Source organism: Bartonella sp. AP258QHHD (genome assembly GCF_042196145.1).
In the GTDB taxonomy this organism is placed as follows: domain Bacteria; phylum Pseudomonadota; class Alphaproteobacteria; order Rhizobiales; family Rhizobiaceae; genus Bartonella.
This window is the reverse complement of sequence record NZ_JBHIPR010000063.1, coordinates 54,848-75,181: the sequence shown is the minus strand read 5'-3', so window position 1 is coordinate 75,181 and position 20,334 is coordinate 54,848. Positions and strand designations below refer to the sequence as shown.

Below are 20,334 nucleotides of genomic sequence, written 5' to 3'. Positions count from 1 at the left end.
TTGTAACCCTCCGCATCGTATTTCTAAAACACCTATTATAACCAGCTTATTACGCTGTTTGGATTCAAAAATTCTGCATATTTATTCGAATAAATTTTACCTTTTTGTTTGCTTCACAATGATAATTTATATTATTTTAATTCTTGAATCATTTACAATAGCTGTAATTCATTATAATACATATTGCTACAATGAAATAGAATCTGCCATGAAATAAAATTAAGTATTTAGAATTAAAAGAAGGAGCATGATGATAACATCAGCGTTAAGATTTTTTATTTATTTGCATAGTTAACAATACAATATTATTTTCTAGACTATTACTTACTGTTGAAAAAACGTTATCCACAATATAGATAGTTTCCAACTGCACAGTATAAAAACAACATATATGGAGGCATGTGTTTTTACCTGAATGTGTTATTCAGCTAAAAATTAACGACAATAACAGAGGATATAAAAACTAGATAACACAAAAACAGTCACGTAAATAAAGAAGATTCAAACTCTCTACAGAGTTTTACAAATGCTCTGAAAAATACACAATAAAACGTGTGTCTTATAGCTTGTTAGTTAACAAAATCTTAAGCACAGATCTTAGTAATCTATATCCTTTCCTTATCCAGTATTTTAGAAATAAAGTGACTATCTTAATGCGTATAATTTTATTTTATTCCGTAATATTATTATTTGGATACTATATTGGGCCTTCTGTATTGAAGGAAATTACTAAATTTAAGCGAGTTCCTATTGCTTTATTTTCTGAAAATCAAGTCATTACTCAAAATCAGTACGATAAATTATACGAAGAGTACGTAAAGACACAATATCCTGATAATATATACGAAGAGCGCCTAGAAATTGCAAAAAAATATCTGGATAATAAGAGTTATGGTGTATATCATGTTCTAAGCCCTGGGATGATAGTACTAATTCCTGAAAATATAAATCTTATCCATGCGAAAGTTGTTTGGTGTGCATGCCTTGTGGACTTATTACAGGGAGAGTACAATAAAAAATTTCCAGCATTATCCCTACCTACCTACCTACATACATAAGCTACATTCTCAATATAATTGGAAAGAAAACGATTTCATTTGGGCAAAAAATTTAGTCATGAACTCGACAGATCCAATGTTTAGATACGCACGAATGGTATTTAATTCTGAAATATTCTCAATCCAAATACTAGCTCTAATAAACGAAATTTCCTATGCTGAGAAATTTGAGAGAGATGAAGGAAGTCAGGAAAAAAATTATGCTGCTAGACGCATTAGCGAATATCCGAAATTTTGTAATGAAATTGGACAAGTGTACCATCTAATAATGCCTGATAAGTATAGGTACCAGTAATCTTTTATAAATTCAACATAATAAACAACTCGCATTTATATCCCTTATTCATTTATAGCGGAATGTTTTATTATATTTTGTAATCTTCCGCGTTACATTTCTATTACGTCATTATAATCGGTTTATTACGGCATTTTGGATTAAACTCTACATATTTGTTCAAAAATTTTACCTTTCTTCACAGTAATAATTTATATCTTTTACTAATAATAACCTTGCATATTCTTCATCATAATAGTTTAAGTTTAATATTTAAGCTCAGCGTTAATCATTTTTAATAACTTAATAAATATCAAAATATATTGGCATTCTATGTTTACAAAAAATAGCCCCTTTATCTCCTTTTTGATTCCAGCTCCCCCAAATGTAAGAGAGATAACCACACAAACAGCATACGCATCTTCTAGAAAACATCCTCTAAACATTATGTTTCTCAATCAGCTGTAGCCAAGCCTCTTCATCGATAACCTCAACACCTAATTCTTCAGCTTTAGCCAATTTGGAGCCCGCTCCAGGTCCTGCAACAAGAAGATCTGTTTTTTTAGAAAGTGAACCAGATGTTTTAGCCCCTAATCGCTCTGCCAATGCTTTTGCTTCATCGCGTGACATATGCGCCAAAGTTCCTGTAAAAACAATGATCTTCTCCGCTATTGGTGAAGAATCTGCTATGATAGGCTCCTCATCAAGAGGAGTTACTTCTTCAAGCAAAACAGATAAAATCTCACGGTTATGCGCTTCTCTATAAAAATCAACAATTGCGCCCCCTACCTGTGGTCCAATTCCTTCAATATTGGTAAGTTCCATCCAAGCCTCATTTCCTTCTTCATTTTCCTTATCACATGGCATAAATGCTTCCATAGCCGCAGTTTCAAAAGCTGTATAATTTTTATAAGCACGTGCAAGGCGGCGTGCATTCACTTCGCCAACATGACGAATCCCCAATGCAAACAAAAAACGGCTCAAAGGAATTTCTCGGCGCGCATTAATAGCATCATACAGTTTCCGAACTGAAACAATACCAAAACCTTCCATATTTTCCAAACGTATCAAAGACTTTTCTTGGCGCCGTTGTAAAGTAAAAATATCGGCTGGTGTATGAATACAAAGCGCCTCATCTTGAGCATAGAAAAAAAACTCTACCTGTTTTTTACCCAAGCCTTCAATATCAAAAGCATTGCGTGAAACAAAATGACGAATACGTTCAATTGCTTGTGCAGGACAAATAAGCCCCCCTGTACAGCGACGCACGGCTTCTCCCACTTCACGAACAGCATGACTCCCACAAGCTGGACACAAATGAGGAAAAATAAAAACAGCAGCATCTTTCGGGCGTTTTTCAATGATAACATCAATAACTTGAGGGATCACATCACCAGCACGTTGTACAATCACGCTATCACCTACACGGATATCACGTCCTTCACGAATGGGCTCTCCTTTATGACCAATTCCCTTAATATAATCCTCATTATGCAAACTAGCATTGGTCACCACCACTCCACCAACAGTAATAGGCGTAAGACGTGCAACAGGTGTCAAAGCTCCCGTGCGACCAACTTGAATGTCAATATCTTCCAAAAGCGCTATCGCTTTTTCTGCTGGAAATTTATGGGCGATAGCCCAACGCGGCGAACGAGAAACAAACCCCAAGCGCTTTTGGAGCATCAAATCATTAACCTTATAAACAATGCCATCAATATCATAGCTTAAAGAATGACGGCATTCTTCGATATCGTGATAATAGCAAATAATATCTTCTACTGTCTTAAAGACTTTTGTTAATGGATTGATAACAAAGCCATACTCTTTTAGCTTTTTCATCATCTCCATTTGACTTTCTGCCAATATTTCACTCACCTCACCACAAGCATAAGCAAAAAATTGAAGTTTTCTGCTAGCGGTTATCCGTGAATCAAGCTGACGGAGAGAACCAGCCGCCGCATTTCGAGGATTGGCAAAGGTTAACTTGCCCTTCTCTTGTTGGCTGATATTTAGTGCTTGGAAATCTTCCCGCCCCATATAAACTTCACCACGCACCTCAATGATATCAGGAAAATCACCTTGCAAAACTTGTGGAATATCAGCAATTGTTCGGGCATTTGCCGTCACATTTTCACCGACAGTTCCATCCCCACGCGTTGCCGCACGCACAAGCTGCCCCTTTTCGTAGCGCAAAGACAAAGATAAACCATCAATTTTTGGCTCCGCTGTTATTTCCAACACTTGTGTTTCTGGAAGCCGTAAAAAACGACGAATACGCTCAACAAATTCAGTAACATCTTCAGAGCTAAACGCATTATCAAGTGAAAGCATAGGCTGTGCATGAACAGATTTTTCAAATTTTTCAGAAATTGGTGCTCCAATTTTATGTGAAGGAGAATCAATACGTATAAGCTCTGGAAAAAGAGCTTCAATTTCTGCATTACGACGACGTAAAGCATCATATTCTGCATCAGAAATTTCAGGCTGATCATCACGATTATAAAGCACATCATGACGTGCAATCTCTTTTGCCAACCACTCTAATTCACGTTCTGCTTCAACAGCTGTGAGATTTTTATATGCATCTTTGTTCATAAAATCTATTCCAAATTACAAGCGCTGCCACAAGGGCCTCTCACGCCTCCTCATCAAGTGAATCTCAATAAATATAAGCTTTCTAGTATTTTTATCGCTGACTAATTACCTTTATGCGAGAAGCTTTTGAGCCGCTGCACGCGCTTCTTCAGTAATCTGTTCTCCAGCCAACATACGGGCAATTTCTTCTGCACGCTCATGTTCTTTCATTTTATGAATCGCAGTAACAAAGCGTCCTTTATCATGACTCTCAATTTTTGAAATAAGAAAATGACCATGCGCTTTCGATGCAACCTGTGGAGCATGCGTAATAGCGAAAACTTGGACATGTTCTGATAAGCGTTGCAACCGTTGCCCAATAGCCGCTGCAACAGCCCCCCCAACGCCTGTATCAATTTCATCAAAAATCAGCGTCGGTGCTGATCCTCGATCAGATAAAACAACTTTTAATGCCAGCAAAAAACGAGATAATTCACCGCCAGAAGCCACACTAAGCATCGGCCCAGCACGTGTTCCAGGATTTGTCCGCACCCAATATTCAATACGATCACATCCCTCTGCACTCCGCTTTTCCATATCACTTTGCATTTCAACAATAAATTCAGCCCTCTCTAACTTCAATGCCGGCAACTCAGCCATAACACTTTCAGATAAATGCCTTGCTGTCTCCCGACGCTTTATTGTTAAGGCTTGCGCCAATGTATCATAATTTTTCTTTGCCTGCTCTGCCTCATCTTCAAAACGTGTCAATATGGTCTGAGCCTCTTCAAAATCAGCCAGTTCAGCATCCATTTTATCGCGTAACTGAACCAATTCATCCGCAGAAACTTGATATTTACGAGCAAAACCCCGAAGAGCAAAAAGACGTTCTTCTATCCGTTCCAATTCATCAGGTTCAAAGTCCAATGCTCGTATTGCCACCTCAATACCTTCTTGTGCTGTTGCAAGTGCATGCAATGCCTCATCAATAGATTTCACCACTGGTGCAATAAGTTCTTGCGCCTCAGGAATTTTCCGCTCCAAACGCCTCACCAAATTGGAAAGCACTGGGATTGGTGATTTTTGACCCGTTAAAAGATCATCCGCTTCTTTTATATCCGTTGCTATTTTTTCTAATTTAAGCATATCTGCACGGCGAAGAGAAAGAGCATCTTCTTCACCAACTTGAAAATCAAGCTTTTCAAGCTCTTCTACACACGCACGAAGATAATCAACCTCACGTACAGCGCTCTCTACTTTAAGACGCTGCTGTTGCAAACGCTCCTCACATTCACGCCATGTGTGATAACACTGACGCAAATTTTCCACTTCATCTTCAAGACCACCAAAGGCATCTAATAATTGGCGATGTGTAGCAACATCAACAAGCGCACGATCATCATGTTGTCCATGGATTTCAACCAGCAAACGGCCAACACTCCGCATCAATGCAACACTAGACACCTGATCATTGATAAAAACACGGCTACGTCCATCACTTGATTGCACACGTCGTAAAATAATATCACCCTCATCATCAAGACCATTCTCACGAATAAGTTGACGTGCAGGATGTGAAACAGACACATCAAAAACAGCTGTGACCTGCCCGCGGTCAGCCCCATGACGCACAAGCGAAGCATCACCCCGCCCCCCTAGAGCAAGTGATAAAGCATCAAGGAGAATAGACTTCCCCGCACCCGTTTCTCCAGTTAAAACCGTCAACCCCGCTGTAAAATGAATATCGAGCGTTTCGATCAAAACAATATTATGAATCGAAAGCTGTACCAACATAGAGAATCAACGTACCCTCTTCTTGTCACCACCTAAAGCATTTGAGATCCAAGAAGATTTATGCTCACGTGGTGATATTTTATTCTTCTGCAAGAGATTATAAGAAAATTTATACCACTCACTTTTGGGATAATTACGTCCTAAAATAGCTGCTGCCGTCTGTGCTTCCGCCGTTAAGCCGAGAGCAAGATTAACCTCAGTCAAGCGGAAAAGTGCTTCTTCAATTTGATTTGTATCAGAATACTCTTCAACTACGGTACGAAACCGTCTACTTGCCGCAAGATAGCGCCGCCCCTCTTCATAATAACGGCCAATCTGCATTTCTTTACCAGCCAGCTGTTCGCGACCAAAACGGATTTTATCCTTAGCATCCTTGACATACTCAGAATTAGGATAACGCTCTATAAGAAGCTGCATAGCAGCAATAGCACGTTTCGTATCACGTTGATCACGTGTAACATCAGGAATCCGACGGAAAGAAGAAAGACCAATAATATAGTATGCATAAGCCGAGTCAGTCGACCCTGGATAAAGAGTAATATAGCGTTGAGCCATACTAATTGAATCATCATACTTTCCGAGTCGATAATTAGTAAAAGCACCCATGACCAAAGATTTACGTCCCCAGTCTGTATAAGCGTACTGTTTTTCAATCTTCAAAAACTTCTTCGATGCATCCCCAAGCCGCCCACTTTCAAGGCTAGCAAGCGCCTGATTATAGAGAACATCTGGTGGCTCTATTTTCAAAACATAAGCAGATGGATCAAGGGTATTTTTCTCTTTAAAGAGGCATCCCGCTAACATACAGGTGCTTCCCAAAAGCACCACCCCCAATATCTTGCGTACAATGTTAGATTTTCTATATGTCATATTTCCAATGCACACATGAGATTTTTTCATAGTTTTTCCGGCCTCCACAGAATATCACCTTGTAGCAAAAACAATTTATCAAAGGTTTTATACCATATCACTTTAAAATCCACATAACCAATTTAGCAGTTTAGGTCAATCATCCCCTTAAAAATCAAATAAACGATAAAAAAATCTTGCCAATTTTTTTACTTTTTCTCTAAAAAGCTTTTTTCATAATATGATTCGTCTGCCAAAACAGCCTTCACCAATTGCGCATTAATTCTATGCCCACTACAATAAGAACGAAATAATCCAATAAAAGGTGCCCCAAGCAAAGCAGTATCACCAATCGCATCAAGCATCTTGTGCCGAACACATTCATTCTCCCAATAAGGACCATCGGGATTTAAAATTTTATCATTAAGGTCGATAACAAGAGAATTTTCCAAAGAAGCGCCTCTCGCCTTTCCAGAAAGCCTTAATTCTTCCACGTCTTTGATAAAACCAAAAGTGCGCGCACGTGACAAATCATCCCTAAACCCTCGTGTGGTAAGATCAAAACTGAAATGTTGCTTACCAATAACAGAAGAAGGAAAAGAGATCGTTATATCAAAACGACGTCCATCGAATGGCAAAAGCTCTGCAACACCATGAGCTCCTTCAACCCGCACCGGCTTTTTTATAATGAAATAAGAACGCAACGCATTTTGCTGTACAATACCAACATCTTCAAAAGCTTGGCAATATAGCCACGCTGAACCATCCAAAATAGGAATCTCATTATGTGACACTTCAATAACAAGATTATCCAAATTATAAGCAGCAATTGCCGCCATCAAATGTTCAATTGTTTCAACCCTTACATCTCCATCTCCAAGTACTGTTGATAATTCAGTTTCTCCTGTTTGCGATGCATGGGCTTGAAATATTTTCTCTGTTCCGTCTAATCCACAACGCTTAAAAACAATACCACACCCAACATCCGCTGGACAAACCTTTACCACTGACAAACAGCCACTATGAACGCCAATCCCCTTAAATGTTACTGCTTTTTTAAGAGTAGACTGATATTTTGGTACTAAATTCATCATATCATTTTATTAAATTGCTTGTACATCTTTTAACAAAATTTATAAAACTATAAAAAATATTCATAGTAAATAATAAAAAAAAACCGCTTATTGTAAGCGGTCTTTTTAAAACAAAGTATTTTATCCAAAAACAGTAATATATTTTACTGTATAATTTTTAACTGAGCATTAAAGAAATAATAAAATTTCTTACTTTACCTCATTTTTCATCAATTAATTTGCCTGACGACGTAAAAATGCTGGTATTTCCAACTGATCTTCTTCACTTATAAAAGTACGCTGATCTTGTGGTACCTGAGGATGCAGCTCACCAGAACGACGTGGAACATAAACAGAAGCATCTTGAGAAAGCGCCTGAGAGTTTTTATTGTAAACATGAGAATCTTTCTGCTGAGACGATCTAACAGCAGGCTCCAGCCTCGCTTCTGGCTCAGCTTCTTCACGATGTGTCAAGCTCTGTTTCAAACGCTGCCAAAGATTACGAGGACCCTGATCCGTCACAAATGTTCTTTGGCTTTGTCCATGAGCAACAGGAGGAAAATCCTTTAACTCAGGCATACGCATTGGAGCGCGCGCTTGCATTTGTTGCATTTGTTTTGGTTGCACTGGCTTTTCTTTTTGCTTCACAAGCCCTGTCATCTCATCAAGAACATGCGCTGTTGCCTCCATACTCACAGGAGCCGTCATCGCCTGTTGAGAACCACGGCTTACTTGCATACGAGGCACATTTGATCTCTGTTCCTGAACAGCATTTGAACCATACGCAACAGCATTCGTGGCACTTCGTGTTGTCATTGCTTCTGCAGGTTGTGCAAAAATTTGACTTTTGGGACGGAACTGTTCTCCGGTTGATTTACCCTTCTCTATTTCAAGTGATTCGATCACTTCTACCATTGACTCAGAACGCAGAGGCGATGATTGAACATGAAAAGAACTATGTGACGTTCCAGGATCGCTCTTGCGTATTGAAGAAGCAGGCCTTTGAATCTGAGGATGAGAGGACTGAACCACATCACTAACTTCACGATCAATACCGGTGGCAACCACAGAAACACGAATAACACCTTCCAATGACTCATCATCAATAGCGCCAAAGATCACATTCGCATCAGCATCTACTTCTTCACGAATACGATTAGCAGCTTCATCAACCTCAAAGAGAGTCATATCACGACCACCCGTAATAGAAATCAATAAACCACGCGCCCCACGCATAGAGGTATCATCCAACAATGGATTTGCAATAGCAGCTTCAGCCGCAGCCAAAGCACGCCCATCACCAGATGCCTCACCCGTTCCCATCATGGCTCGACCCATTTCGTGCATAACAGAACGAACATCAGCAAAATCAAGGTTAATCAAACCCTCTTTAATCATCAAATCCGTAATGGAAGCGACACCAGAATAAAGCACTTGGTCAGCCATAGCAAAAGCATCAGCAAACGTTGTCTTATCATTTGCAATACGGAAAAGATTTTGATTGGGAATAACAATCAATGTATCGACAGACTTTTGTAATTCTTCAATACCAGCCTCTGCCGTTTTCATACGACGTGCGCCTTCAAACTGAAACGGCTTTGTCACAACACCAACAGTCAAAATACCTTTTTCACGCGCTGCGCGAGCAACAACGGGAGCAGCCCCTGTTCCAGTTCCTCCCCCCATACCAGCAGTAATGAAAACCATATGAGAGTCTGCAAGATGATCAATAATTTCATCAATACATTCCTCCGCCGCCGCTTGTCCAACTTCAGGCAAAGCCCCAGCACCCAAACCTTCTGTCACAGCTGCCCCAAGTTGGATAACACGTTCAGCCTTTGACATAGCCAAAGCCTGTGCATCCGTATTTGCAACAACAAAGTCAACTCCCTGAAGACCAGCATTTATCATATTATTCACGGCATTCCCGCCACCACCTCCAACACCAAAAACGGTAATGCGTGGCTTCAATTCCGCGATATCTGGCCGATGCAGATTAATCGTCATTTTCTTTTCCTTCTCATAAGACACCGCAAGCCAAAGCGATGAAATTTATCCAACTAGACTTAACTAAAAACTCTCACGCAACCACTGACCAACACGCTGAAAATATCCACGCGTGCCCATCGATAAATGATTTCCTGCCGCCTGCATTGTTTTTTCTTCAAAACCCACCAATTGCGGATAAATTAACAACCCAACAGCAGATGTAAACGCCGCCCCTTTTGCAAGAGAAGGAAGCCTCGAAATACCTAAAGGCCGCCCGATACGAACATTTCTTCCTAATATAGTACGTGCCATTTCTGGCAATCCTGTTAACTGGCTTGCTCCCCCAGTCAAAATAACACGTTTACCAATGATGTGACCAAAACCAGAACGATTTAAACAATCACGGACCATTTCTAAAATTTCTTCAACACGCGCACGAATGATACGCCCAAGAACCGCGCGAGGATATTGAGTTTCACGCTGTTCACTCCCAATTTCTGCTACATTAATCATTTGCCGCTCATCAGCACTTGTTAAAAGTGCTGAACCATAAACAACTTTTAAACGTTCCGCCTCTGTTAAAGACATAGAAAATCCGCGCGCAACATCAAGAGTGACATGATGCCCCCCAACAGCAAGAGCATCTGCATGAATAAATTTCCCCTCAAAAAACACTGAAAATGTTGTTGTTCCACCACCAAAATCAATACATGCAGCCCCTAAACGCGCCTCATCATTCATCAAGACAGCAAGACCACTTGCAAAGGGAGTAGCAACCATTGCTTCAACACTCAAATGTGCACGATTAATACAAGTTTCCAAATTACGCAAAGAGGCTGTTTCTGCTGTTACCACATGCACGTCGACACCAAATGTTTCCCCTGCCATGCCAATAGGATCAAAAATTCCTTTATCTCCATCCAATACATAAGAAACTGGAACTGAGTGCATAACATGACGTTCAGCATCAAAGGCTTTACGCGAAACATCTGAAAAGGCCATACGCATATCACGCTTGGTGACTTCACGACCATTCAAATGAACCTTTCCATTAATCAAAGCACTTTGTAATCGACTTGAGGAAAAATTCACAATCACTGAATCCACCACCAAACCCGCCATTTTTTCTGCCGCATCAACAGCCAATCTTATTGATTGTTCTGCTGCAAACATATCCATGACAACACCGGATTTAATACCACGTGAACGCTGCACTCCAAAGCCTAGAATTTCCGTAGAATGTGTACGACCATGTAAATAGTGTGCATGCTTCAAAGGACGCAAACAAGCAATAAGACAAACAATCTTACTTGAACCGACATCAAGTACCGTTAAAAAACGTGTTTTACGCCCCTTCAAATGATGTGATCTGAGTAGCATCATAGGCTTCCTGCCTTTCGCGCTTTTAAAATACGTTCTTCTTCTGCTACAGTAGTATGATAACGCTCCAACGTTTCATCTGATAAAGAAACAGTAATTCGATCAGCAAGACGTAAATCAACACTGAGAATATCGCGAGATAAAAGATCTTGCATTATACCGGACGAAAAAAGAGAAGAAAGCCTTTCAAGAGCACCATTTTCAGGCAACATAACGCGCATTCCATTATTCAAAACAAGATCCCAACGTCTATCACCTACCCGCACAAAAGCACGAATACGATCATATACTTCCGGATAGACTGACAGCGCTTGAATAAACACTTTAGCAGCATTTTGTGCACCCTGCCCAACCACAAGAGGTAAATCCCGAACAATTTCCCCTTTAAAAGGCACAATGACACGACCTGTATTATCAACAATATCCATTATGCCATCATGTTGCCAAATGGCATAGGGTTCACGCTCCACGATGGAAATGCGCATTCTATTGGGATAAATTTTCTGAACATTAGCCGATTGCACCCAAGCCTGTTTTTCCAACAGAGAACGCGCTCTTTCAACATCAAAAGTGAATATAGAAGGCGCAACATCAAGTTTTAAAATTTTAAAAATATCCTGCTTTGCCAAGCGCTTATTACCGCTTATATCGACATGAGTGACCACAAAACTACTATCCAATATGATCGTATTTACGATCACAGCCATCTGACCACTTGATGAAAGTCCATAAAAAGCCGTAACAAAGAAAAACCACACAACAGCAAAAGAGCCAAAATGGCGTGGAATATGAATATTGACAAAAACAAACTCAAACATAAACCGAAGAAAACGACGATAAAGACGTGGCAAAGCCGGCACTGAAAGCACCTCCATCGGAACATTTGTTTTATTAACATTCAACGCATACATGATGCGTCCTCCACCATCCATTGAACAATATCGCCGTAAGTACGGCCGCTCGCTTTTGCAATATCAGGAAGAAGAGACGTCGAGGTCATACCTGGTTGCGTATTAATTTCAAGCCAAACCAATTCTCCCGTTTTTTCATCAAAACGAAAATCAGAACGGCTAACACCTCGACACCCTATCGCCTGATGGGCTGCTAAAGACATTCTTTGCACACTTTGGTAAATATTTAGTGAAAGTTGTGCAGGACAAATGTGAAGAGAACCACCCGTTTTATATTTTGAGTCATAATCGTAGAATGGAAAGTGTTTATCGGGAAGAATTTCACACACATCCAGCACTTCGTTCCCCAAAACAGCACAAGTCAATTCACGACCAGGAATATATTTTTCAATCATCACCTCATCGGCATACCCCCACTCAGCTCCCCCAATATTATGTGGCGGTGCAATTTCATTTCCTTGAACAATGACAACACCAAAACTTGATCCTTCACACACAGGTTTAATTACATAAGGAGGCTCCATGGGATGCGTTCGACCCAAAGCAAAGCGGCTCATGATACGAGAAGGAGCAACACAAACCCCAACATTTGCAACGATAATTTTTGCACGTCCCTTATCCATTGCCAAAGCAGATGCCATCACGCCAGAATGAGTATAAGGAATTTTTAAATATTCAAGAATCCCCTGAATCCGGCCATCTTCACCAAATGGACCATGCAACGCATTGAAGGCAATATCGGGCTGCAACTGTTCAAGAACAGAAGCAATATGAGCATCAACATCCACGCGGCTCACGCGATACCCCTGCACCTCTAAAACATCAGCACACGCCGCCCCTGAAGATAAACTTATAGACCGTTCAGAAGAAAAACCTCCCATTAACACAGCTATATGTTTATCTTTCATAATAAATCACCCTCTTTCGCATACTATATGTAGTCTATATAGAATACATCAGCACTACATACAGGAAAAACAAAGTTTATCCTTGCGAATCAATAACCTAGCATTTTGCATAATGAATCAGACTCAAAAGCTTGATGCAAGAGATTCTTTGTTAATTTATTGATTCTTAATAGAAATTTTTTATTATCTCTTTGAAATGACTCAATTTTTTATTTTCACTTTTTTAGTGAACAATAAATCAATGAAATGGATCAAAAGGAGGAACACTTCGACCACGCTCAAATTGACCAATACGCTCTATTTCCCATTGTAAAAGGTGGGCTGAATTTGCAAAAACACGCGCACGCACTGTTTCTCCCAATGCTTCAAGATCATATCCTGTTGCTTGCCCTGTATTGATCATAAAATTACAGTGCATTTCACTCATTTGAGCGCCACCAATCCGTAAACCACGACACCCTGCTTCATCAATCACGCGCCACGCAGATCCATTCTCAGGATTTCTAAAAGTTGATCCACCGGTCTTTTCACGAATAGGTTGCACTGTTTCCCTATGGAGGGCAACTTCATCCATAGCAGCACGAATATTATCTTTATTACCAGGCTCCCCTTCCAATAAAGCAGCAGTAAAAATAAAACCTTCAGGAATATCACACTGGCGATAGGAATAATGCATATCTTTCACACTCAAGATATGACGTTGCCCTTTACGATCCAACGCATAAACCTCAACAACACGTGCTGCGGTTTCAACACCATTTGCACCCGCGTTCATTTTGAGAGCTCCTCCAAGACCTCCAGGAATGCCATGATAAAAATGAAAACCTGCAATCTCAGCTTCTAAAGCGGCAGCAGCTAAATGTTTGTCCGCCGCACCAGCACCAACTAAAAAGCCTTTTGGAGAAACCTGCTTCACTTGCCCAAAACTTTTTGGCGAAAGACGAATCACAACACCAGGAACCCCCCCATCACGCACCAGAAGATTAGAACCGATACCGACAATTGTGACAGGAATAAATTCAGGCAAATTTTGAAGGAAAAGAGCTAAATCTTCCTCATCAACAGGCTGATAAAAAAGTTCTGCCAACCCACCAGTGCGAAACCACGTCACCTTACGCATCTCAACGTTAGGTGTAAGCTTGCCTCTTATACCCCCTAACAGTGGTTGCAATTGCGCCAATAGCGCCTCACCATCAATGTGCTGAAAATTTATCATGACCATCCAATACCGCTAACTGATGAGGCAAAGCACACGCCCATTGTGTGATATTGCCAGCACCAAGAAAAACCACATAATCCTCTGCCTGAGCAAATGTTGAGACAAGAGACACAACATCTTCCAGACCATGTATCAAGCGCACATCACGATGACCAGCCATTTTAATATGCTCTACCAATTCTTGAGAACCAAATCCTACAATAGGTTCTTCACCAGCCGCATAAACGGGCGTAATCAACACTGTATCTGCATCATTAAAACAAGCAGCAAAATCATCAAATAAATGATACAAACGCGAATACCGATGGGGTTGTGCAATCGCAATAACACGCCCTTTTGCACTCTCACGTGCAGCACGCAAAACTGCCTTTATTTCAACAGGATGATGTCCATAATCATCAAATATTTCAATGCCACGCCAACTTCCTGTTCGCGTAAAACGCCGTTTTACTCCGCCAAATTCTGCTAAGCCCCTTTTTATAGCTTCATTTGAAATGCCAAGTTCATGCGCAATAGCAATCGCCGCCGTTGCATTGGCAACATTATGCTGCCCTGCCATGGGCAAAAGCAAATTTTTTAACTCAATCTTTCTTCCTGTTTTGCGTGAGCGAACAAGAACATCAAAATGGGTTTTTTGACCATCCATCGAAAGATTAAGAAAACGAACATCCGCTTGTGGATTTTCACCATAAGTGATCACCCAACGATCATCAATACGGCCCGCCAATGACTGAACCTCTGGATGATCAAGACACAAAACAGCAAAACCATAAAAAGGAACATTTTCTACGAATTGCCGAAAAGCCTCACGCACAGCATCAAAATTTCCATAATGATCCAAATGCTCAGCGTCAATATTGGTAACAACAGCAATATCAGCAGGCAGCTTTAAAAATGTACCATCACTTTCATCAGCTTCAACAATCATCCAATCGCCATCTCCTGTACGAGAATTCGTACCATAAGCATTAATAATACCGCCATTAATCACCACTGGATCAAAATGACCAGCATCAAGAAGGGCTGCGACCATTGATGTGGTTGTTGTTTTACCATGTGTACCACCCACTGCAATTGCACGCCGAAATCGCATCAGCTCCGCCAGCATTTCTGCACGTCTGACAAGCGGCAAATGTCTTTCCTTTGCAGCAATATACTCAGGATTTGTTTTTTTAACGGCAGTAGAAAAAACAACAACCTCTGCATTCCCTAAGTTTTCAGCACAATGACCTATATGAACGTTAATTCCTTTTTTCCGCAAACGTTCAACATTTGCACTTTCAACTTGATCTGACCCTTGAACTTTATAGCCAAGATTATAAAAAACCTCCGCAATTCCACTCATACCGATCCCCCCGATTCCGATAAAATGGATAACGCCTATATCAAGTGGCATTTTCATTAAAAAGCTCCTCTTTTATATCTGACAACAATCGCCCTGCAATTAAGGACTCAGCCATATCAGCAAGACGACGTGTTGCATGAGGTTGTCCAACTTTTTTTGCAGCAAGCGCTTGTTTTTCCAATAAATGGGGCGCACAACAAGCGTGCATTAAAAGAGAAGAAAGCTTTTGTGCATTTAAATCTTTTTCTGATATAATTTGCGCTCCCCCCACACGAGCAAGCAAAGCTGCATTGGCAGCCTGATCATGATCTAAAGCATGGGGATAGGGAACAAGCAGAGCAGGTCTACCAATCACCGCTATCTCACAAACGGACGAAGCCCCAGCGCGCGACAAAATAAAATGAGCATGTGCCATACGTTCAGCCATATCATCAAAGAAAGGAGCAACTTCTGCTTGTACCCCCATATCACGATAGATTTTGATCAACCTTCCTGCTTCACCGCGGACTTGCTGTACAATTCGTAAACGTTTACGGTTCTTATCATCAAATAAAGCAATAGCTTCTGGAACAATATGTGAAAAAGCAGAAGCCCCTTGACTACCTCCAAAAATCAAAAAATTAAATGGCTTTTCTCCCTCTGAAGAATGATAAGGAATTTTGGCCGCCTTCAACACAGCCTCACGGACAGGATTCCCCGTCAAAAGTATTTTATGAGCATAAGCGCCATTTGGTGACAACAAACCACCAGCGATTGCACGCACAAAAATTGCCAACATCCGATTGGCACGCCCCATAACAGCATTTTGTTCATGAATAAATGTCACACGCCTCGTTAAAGCCGCAATAAAAAGAGGAGGAAAGCTCGGATACCCCCCAAATCCTCCAACAAGAACAGGACGTAATTTATAAAACAACGCCAACGATTGCCCCATACCCCTTAGCAAAGACCAAAACGTCTTTATCAGAGCAAAAGGATGGCGTCGTGTAAATGTTGCCGATGAAACGATATGAATATGCTCTTCATCAAAACACCGAACAAAAGGGCGTGCTCTTTCATCTGTTATTAAATGAACATCATATCCACGCTGCCTTAATTCAACAGAAAGGGCTTCAGCAGGAAAAAGATGTCCACCTGTACCACCAGCCACCAAAATAATAACTTTTTTATCATTCATAAGGGGTATCCAAGACAGAAGAGGAAGAAAAAGCTGAAAGGCGCGCTTCTGGCCAACGACGTGTTAAACTAAGCAAAATGCCCATTGAAAACGCAATCGCCACCATCGAAGAACCACCATAAGAAATAAAAGGCAATGTCATACCTTTTGGAGGAATTAAGTGAAGATTAACGGCCATATTAATAGCTGATTGAAAGCCAATCATCATTGCTATGCCAGTAATACCAAGACGTATAAAGGAATCACGTGTATTCATGGCTATATACAATGAACGCATAACGATAAAGCCAAACAGCATCATAATTAATAAACAAAGAATAATACCATATTCTTCAGCAGCAACGGAAAATACAAAATCTGTATGGCTATCAGGAATGATACGTTTTACTGTGCCCTCCCCAGGACCTTGCCCAAACCAACCACCATTCAAAATAGCCTCACGTCCCACATCCACTTGAAAAGTATCTCCTTCACCTGTCAAAAAACCATTGATCCGCTCGCGCACATGATGCAGAAAAAAATAAGCTAAAATAATTCCTACAACGCCTAAAATGAGAAAGAGAAAAATAATAGTAAGAGGGACACCAGCAATAAAAAACAGCCCCCCCCATGTTGCACTTATTAAAACTGTTTGTCCAATATCAGGCTGCAAAACCAGAAGCACACAACAAATGGCATAAAGTAGAATCGCTAACGTATAACCCAGAATGCCCCTCTTGCGTATCTGTTCCGAAAAAAGCCAAGCGGACATAACCACAAAAGCTGGCTTCATAAACTCTGAAGCCTGTACAGAAAAACCAAATAGTAGAATCCACCTCCGTGCTCCCTTTAATTCTGGACCCCAAAATAAGGTTGCAACCATAAGAGCAAGCGTTACAATGAGCAAAAGAGCACATAAACGACGAATATTAGAAAGCGAAAAAAAGGAAATGGTAACCATCGTAAAAAATGCTGAAATGCTAAAAATGATATGCCACCGAACAAAATAAAAACTATCAGCAATTCCGATTTTTTTTGCAATAATAGGGCTGGCAGCAAAAGACAGCATAATGCCAATTCCCATTAAAATTAAACAAGCTGCAAAGATAGAGCGATCAATCGTCCACCACCAATTAGCAATTGGATCTCTATCTGCACGCGTCACCATGGTATCCACCTTATCCATTTTATAAATTATCTCAAAGTAATATGGTTCCCCAGCCTGTTTAACAAACACTTTAAAAACTAAATTACACAAAAAAAGATTCTGGAGTCTTAACGCAAAAATATTTTTTTATAACTGATGCTTTTTTATTGTAACTGCATCACAAAAGAGACAAATGCTTCGCCTCGCATTTCATAATTTTTAAATTGGTCATAACTTGCACAAGCAGGTGACAAAAGAACCGTCACCTCTTTTTCCTTACAACCCATTGCGTCAACAGCTGCTTCACGCACCGCATTTTTCAAAGTTAAGCTCATAGAAAAGGGAAAAGCAGATCCAATAGTGCGAGCAAATTCTTCCGCCGCGCTCCCAATCAAATAAGCTTTACGAATTTTAGGAAAAAATTCTCTAAGAGACTCTATCCCTCCCTTTTTTGCCTGTCCTCCAACAATCCAAAAAATATCATTAAAGGTGGAAAGCGCAGGAGCTGTTGCATCTGCATTAGTAGCCTTGCTGTCATTGATAAACAAAACCGCCCCCATTTTACGCACCTGCTGCATACGATGATCCAACCCTTTATAACTTGCCAAATGCTTGTTCACAGAAGGATCGGTTATTTTTAAAGCCTGCAATGTTGCTAATGCCATAAGGGCATTTTGCGCATTATGACTCCCACGTAACCCCGCCATAGGAGCAAGATCTGCAAGCATATGACTCTGTCCTTGACGAACAGAAAAGAGCTTGGTCCCATCTGCATAAAAACCATTTTCAACAAAATGATCCTTGGAAATTGCCTCAATTTGCTTCCCATCATGAAGTAACTGTTGATATAAAACCCGACAAGCTGCATCATCAACTGAAATGAAAGCCTGAGAAGCCTGAGCAATCAGATGCCTTTTGGTTTGCACATAACAGGCAAAACTCCCATGTCGATCAATATGATCAGGTGTTAAATTCAATAAAAGTCCAATGGTCGGCTGAAGAGAGGGAGTAAGATCAATTTGAAATGATGAACATTCAATCACATAGATACGTTTTTTAACAAAGGGCTTAAGCGTCAATATTGCTTTTCCGATATTTCCCCCCATCTGCACATCATAGCCCATTTTTTCCAACAAATGCGCAAGTAAAGCCGTTGTGGTTGACTTGCCATTCGTCCCCGTAATCGCAATGAAAGGAACATCTTGGTCACACAAACCATAATGTTGTAAAAAATGCTGGCGCGCACGAACAAATAATTCAATATCACCGATAATTTCTATATTTTATTTTCGTGCTTTTTCAACAATCCAATGGGGCTGAGGATAACTTAAAGGAACTCCAGGAGCTACAATCAATGCAACAAATTCTGACCAATCTTCATAACGGAGATCTCGTGTTGGAATATTGTGCCGAAAAGCCATTTGCACGCTTGAAGAACTATCATCCCACGCCACCACTTCTGCGCCACCGCACATCAATGCTTGTGCCGTTGCTAGTCCAGACTGTCCCAATCCAAACAGAGCAACTTTTTGACCTTTATAACACGTAACAGAAATCACATTCTCACCGCAATTTAAGTGTTGAAAGACCTATGAGAGCGAGAACAATCGAAATAATCCAAAAGCGTATCACGACTTGGCTTTCAGTCCAGCCTTTTTTCTCAAAATGATGATGTATCGGTGCCATAAGAAACACGCGTTTTCTTGTTAATTTGAAATAACCAACCTGAATAACGACCGAAAAAGCTTCCACAACAAAAAGCCCACCAATAAGAACCAAAACAATTTCGTGTTTCGTAGCAACCGCAACAGTCCCTAAGAGTCCTCCAAGAGCCAATGAACCAGTATCTCCCATAAAAATAGCTGCAGGTGGTGCATTAAACCATAAAAAACCAAGCCCTGCCCCAACAACAGCTCCCAATAAAACAGCCAATTCACCTGTTCCCGATACATAATGGATTTGGAGATAATCAGCAAAATTCATATTACCAGAAAGATAAGCAATCAGAGCAAAAGATAAAGCTGCAACCATCACAGGAACAATAGCAAGCCCATCGAGTCCATCCGTTAAATTAACCGCATTACCCGTCGCAACAATGACGAAAGCAGAAAAAGGAATAAAAAACCAGCCCAAATTGATAAGATAATCTTTTAAAAAAGGCAAAGCTAATCCAGATGAGCCAATTTTCAAGATGGCAAAAGCCGCAATTGCCGCAACAAAAAACTCCAAGCTTAATCGTGCTTTCCCAGAAAATCCTTTGTCTGTTTGTTTTGTGACCTTAAGATAATCGTCATAAAATCCAATTCCCCCAAAAGAAAGCATAACCAATAGCGATACCCAAAAGTAAATATTCGATAAATTACCCCATAAAAATGCCGATACCACAATGCCGATTAAAATCATCAATCCACCCATTGTAGGTGTTCCAGCCTTTTTAAAATGTGTTTGAGGACCATCAGCACGAATCGGTTGCCCCTTACCCTGCCGCAATTTAAGAGAAGCAATGATGCTAGGTCCAAACAAAAAGACGATAAGCCCCGAAGTAAGCATAGCCGCTATCGTGCGAAAAGTAATATAACGAAATACATTCACACCTGGAAGCCAATCACTAAACGAAGAAAAAAATAGCATCATGGAATAAAAAAACCTCTTAA

Annotated in this window: 14 protein-coding genes and 1 pseudogene; 1 reads left to right on the top strand and 14 read right to left on the bottom strand. The window is 40.5% G+C overall.

What is annotated here, in order from left to right:
• The first annotated feature begins 653 nt into the window (after window positions 1-653).
• Window positions 654-1,058 (top strand): hypothetical protein, encoded by a 405-nt coding sequence (locus ACFIMM_RS07645; protein ID WP_375638329.1) that lies wholly within the window; start codon window positions 654-656, stop codon window positions 1,056-1,058.
• Between the two features lie 712 nt (window positions 1,059-1,770).
• Here ACFIMM_RS07645 and ligA read toward each other — a convergent pair.
• From ligA to mraY, 14 genes and pseudogenes are all read right to left on the bottom strand, one after another.
• Window positions 1,771-3,930, bottom strand: a complete 2,160-nt coding sequence (ligA, locus tag ACFIMM_RS07640; protein WP_375638330.1) for an NAD-dependent DNA ligase LigA — start codon at window positions 3,928-3,930, stop codon at window positions 1,771-1,773.
• A gap of 111 nt (window positions 3,931-4,041) precedes the next feature.
• On the bottom strand, window positions 4,042-5,703 hold the full coding sequence (gene recN / locus ACFIMM_RS07635) for a DNA repair protein RecN (RefSeq protein ID WP_375628839.1): 1,662 nt from the start codon (window positions 5,701-5,703) through the stop codon (window positions 4,042-4,044).
• A gap of 6 nt (window positions 5,704-5,709) precedes the next feature.
• A complete protein-coding gene (locus ACFIMM_RS07630; RefSeq protein ID WP_375612003.1) occupies window positions 5,710-6,603 on the bottom strand; it encodes an outer membrane protein assembly factor BamD in 894 nt (297 codons plus the stop codon).
• A gap of 158 nt (window positions 6,604-6,761) precedes the next feature.
• Window positions 6,762-7,646, bottom strand: coding sequence for a UDP-3-O-acyl-N-acetylglucosamine deacetylase (gene lpxC, locus ACFIMM_RS07625; RefSeq protein WP_375628837.1), 885 nt, complete (start codon window positions 7,644-7,646; stop codon window positions 6,762-6,764).
• Between the two features lie 213 nt (window positions 7,647-7,859).
• Window positions 7,860-9,632, bottom strand: coding sequence for a cell division protein FtsZ (ftsZ, locus tag ACFIMM_RS07620; protein ID WP_375612001.1), 1,773 nt, complete (start codon window positions 9,630-9,632; stop codon window positions 7,860-7,862).
• 63 nt (window positions 9,633-9,695) lie between these two features.
• Entirely contained in the window at window positions 9,696-10,997 is a 1,302-nt protein-coding gene (gene ftsA, locus ACFIMM_RS07615; RefSeq protein ID WP_375613372.1) for a cell division protein FtsA, read from the bottom strand.
• On the bottom strand, window positions 10,994-11,905 hold the full coding sequence (locus ACFIMM_RS07610; protein WP_375628834.1) for a cell division protein FtsQ/DivIB: 912 nt from the start codon (window positions 11,903-11,905) through the stop codon (window positions 10,994-10,996). Before ACFIMM_RS07610 ends, ftsA begins: the two co-directional genes overlap by 4 nt.
• Entirely contained in the window at window positions 11,893-12,813 is a 921-nt protein-coding gene (locus ACFIMM_RS07605; RefSeq protein ID WP_375628832.1) for a D-alanine--D-alanine ligase, read from the bottom strand. The genes ACFIMM_RS07610 and ACFIMM_RS07605 overlap by 13 nt, the downstream gene beginning before the upstream one ends.
• Before the next feature lie 238 nt (window positions 12,814-13,051).
• A complete protein-coding gene (murB, locus tag ACFIMM_RS07600) occupies window positions 13,052-14,029 on the bottom strand; it encodes a UDP-N-acetylmuramate dehydrogenase (protein WP_375682749.1) in 978 nt (325 codons plus the stop codon).
• Window positions 14,007-15,434 (bottom strand): UDP-N-acetylmuramate--L-alanine ligase, encoded by a 1,428-nt coding sequence (gene murC, locus ACFIMM_RS07595; protein WP_375628830.1) that lies wholly within the window; start codon window positions 15,432-15,434, stop codon window positions 14,007-14,009. Before murC ends, murB begins: the two co-directional genes overlap by 23 nt.
• Window positions 15,418-16,554: an undecaprenyldiphospho-muramoylpentapeptide beta-N-acetylglucosaminyltransferase gene (gene murG / locus ACFIMM_RS07590; protein ID WP_375681980.1), complete on the bottom strand. Its 1,137-nt coding sequence runs from the start codon at window positions 16,552-16,554 to the stop codon at window positions 15,418-15,420. Before murG ends, murC begins: the two co-directional genes overlap by 17 nt.
• The gene (locus ACFIMM_RS07585) at window positions 16,547-17,701 is read right to left on the bottom strand and encodes an FtsW/RodA/SpoVE family cell cycle protein (RefSeq protein ID WP_375621370.1); all 1,155 of its coding nucleotides are present in this window, start codon (window positions 17,699-17,701) and stop codon (window positions 16,547-16,549) included. Before ACFIMM_RS07585 ends, murG begins: the two co-directional genes overlap by 8 nt.
• A gap of 143 nt (window positions 17,702-17,844) precedes the next feature.
• Window positions 17,845-19,239, bottom strand: a pseudogene (gene murD, locus ACFIMM_RS07580) (UDP-N-acetylmuramoyl-L-alanine--D-glutamate ligase).
• 4 nt (window positions 19,240-19,243) lie between these two features.
• Window positions 19,244-20,314 carry a phospho-N-acetylmuramoyl-pentapeptide-transferase gene (gene mraY / locus ACFIMM_RS07575; RefSeq protein WP_375611992.1) on the bottom strand — a complete coding sequence of 357 codons (1,071 nt, stop codon included), beginning with the start codon at window positions 20,312-20,314 and terminating at the stop codon, window positions 19,244-19,246.
• Window positions 20,315-20,334 lie beyond the last annotated feature (20 nt).